Origin of the sequence: Mesorhizobium sp. M7A.F.Ca.CA.004.04.2.1 (genome assembly GCF_004022825.1) — a bacterium.
Classification (GTDB): Bacteria; Pseudomonadota; Alphaproteobacteria; order Rhizobiales; family Rhizobiaceae; genus Mesorhizobium.
In genome coordinates, this window is sequence record NZ_RZPH01001028.1 from 1 (window position 1) to 2,077 (window position 2,077).

The 2,077-nt window shown below is 63.5% G+C and carries 3 protein-coding genes; 1 reads left to right on the forward strand and 2 read right to left on the reverse strand.

Annotated elements, in window-relative coordinates:
* Positions 1–255: pyridoxine 5'-phosphate synthase (locus EN893_RS30760; RefSeq protein WP_206640203.1), on the reverse strand; the 255-nt coding region annotated here is incomplete at its 3' end.
* 135 nt (positions 256–390) lie between these two features.
* Here EN893_RS30760 and EN893_RS30765 point away from each other — a divergent pair.
* A complete protein-coding gene (locus EN893_RS30765) occupies positions 391–813 on the forward strand; it encodes an STAS/SEC14 domain-containing protein (protein ID WP_127271116.1) in 423 nt (140 codons plus the stop codon).
* Here EN893_RS30765 and EN893_RS30770 read toward each other — a convergent pair.
* Complete coding sequence (locus tag EN893_RS30770) at positions 806–1,933, reverse strand: ATP-dependent RecD-like DNA helicase (RefSeq protein WP_128362051.1); 1,128 nt, start codon at positions 1,931–1,933, stop codon at positions 806–808. The two genes, EN893_RS30765 and EN893_RS30770, sit on opposite strands and share 8 nt — an antisense overlap.
* Positions 1,934–2,077 lie beyond the last annotated feature (144 nt).

Below are 2,077 nucleotides of genomic sequence, written 5' to 3' on the forward strand. Positions count from 1 at the left end.
CAACAGGAAATCCTCGGTCGGATAGCCCTCTATGTTGAATTCCGCGCGCGGAAACTCGTCGTCGATCAGCGACCGGATCTCAGGCAGATCGGAGTGTCTTGTGTGCCGCTCGTCGGGGCGCGGATGCACCGTCAGCCCATGCGCCCCGGCCGCCAGCGCAATGCGGCCGAGGCCGGTCACGCTTGGCCACGGCAGGTCGCGCCGGTTGCGCAGCATGGCGATGGCATTGAGGTTGACGGAGAGCTTTGCAGGCATGCGGGCGGTCTCGGAAATCATTCAACGCGCCCACCTATAATGCCTTTGACGGGAACAGTAATGCCTTTGGTGGGAACAGACTGGGGGTTTCGGGTGTTCCAAGCCTGATGAACGAGCCGGGAAAGGAAAGCGCCGATGAATTTTCTCGATGAGGTTCCGGCAATTCGCCGTATCGAGACCAGCCGCGACGACCTTTTCGCCATCGATGTCGTCGGGCACGTTTCCGCGGCCGACGGTGAAAATCTTTTCGGGCTGCTGGAGGCAGCCTATGCCCTGCATCCGCGCATCGATGTGCTGGTGCGCCTCGTCGACCACGATGGCGTCGACTGGGCCGACATCGCGGACGAGACCCTGAAGCAGGGCGCGATCCATGCATTGAAACATGTCGGCCGTTGCGCAACCATCGGCGAACCGGACTGGATAGCGGACGCACAACGCTTTCTGCCGTCCTCCCCGCCCGTTGAAATCAGGCACTTCAAGGCGGAGGACGAGGCCGCCGCCTGGCAATGGCTTGCCGCGCAGCCTATCGGAGCAACAGCATCCGGCGCCCCTACCTGACGATCGTCAGCCGCTCGGCCGCCCGCGTGATGGCGGTGTAGAGCCATCGCTGGCGGGTTTCCTTGAAGGCCCAGCTTTCATCGAACAGCACGATCTCGTTCCACTGCGAGCCCTGCGCCTTGTGCACGGTCAGCGCGTAGCCATAGTCGAAATCGTCGAAGCGCTTCTTCTGCTGCCACGGGATGTCGGCATCGGGATCCTCGAACGCCGCCTTGAGCAGCTTGATCTTGGCGACGCCGCGATCCGGATCGTCCTCTTCCGGCGACACCAGAAGGTTGATGCCGGGCTTCACCGTCTCGCGCGACGAGGTCATCACCTTCCACAGCGAGCCGTTGAGCAGGCCCTTGGCCGGATCGTTGCGCAGGCAGACGAGCTTGTCGCCGGCCTGCGGATAATCGGCGTTGAAGCCCTTGAGCTCGCGCAGCCGCTGATTGTAGCGGCGACGCGTGCGGTTGGTGCCGACCAGCACCTGGTCCGCCTTCAGCACCAGCTCCTGGGTAACGTCTTCCTTGCCGATCACCTGCGCCGTGCCATAGTCGCCACGCATGAATTCACGGCCCTCGCGCACATCGAGCGCCTGCCGCAGGATCGGGTTGTCGCGCGCCTGCCGGTGGATTTCGGTCAGCAAAAAATCCGGCTCGTGGTCGGTGAAGAAGCCGCCACCCGAGATCGGCGGCAGCTGGCCGGGGTCGCCCAGCACCAGGATCGGCGTGCCGAAACTCATCAGGTCGCGGCCGAGCTGCTCGTCGACCATCGAGCATTCGTCGATGACGACCAGTTTCGCCCGCGTAATCGGGCTCTGGCGGTTAAGCGAGAAGGTCGGCGACATCGAGGTCTTGCCGGTGACCTCGTCCGATACCGATTCCTCGCCCTTCGGCCGATAGATCAGCGAATGAATGGTGCGCGCATTGACCGCGCCCTTGGAGCGCAGCACCTGCGCCGCCTTGCCGGTGAAGGCGGCGAACTGCACCTGGCCGTCGACATGTTCGGCGAAATACCGCGCCAGCGTCGTCTTGCCGGTGCCGGCATAGCCGAACAGCCGGAACAGCTGCGGCTGGCCGGTCTTCAGCCATTGGGCGACCGCCTTCAGCGCGTCGTCCTGTTGGGGAGAGAATTCCATCAGCGCGAGAGACCGGATTCGCAAGGGAAAGACAAGACAGCCGCCACCATCATCGATGCGCCGGGACGCTTCAATGCCGCCGACGGGTCAGGCTATCAGGCGCAGACAAGAACGTAAAGGGAACATACAAGCTCACCCCACACC

Excerpts from the sequence above, each read along its gene's own strand:
- EN893_RS30765 (WP_127271116.1), top strand. The coding sequence starts at position 391 with ATGAATTTTCTCGATGAGGTTCCGGCAATTCGCCGTATCGAGACCAGC.
- EN893_RS30770 (WP_128362051.1), bottom strand. The coding sequence starts at position 1,933 with ATGGAATTCTCTCCCCAACAGGACGACGCGCTGAAGGCGGTCGCCCAA.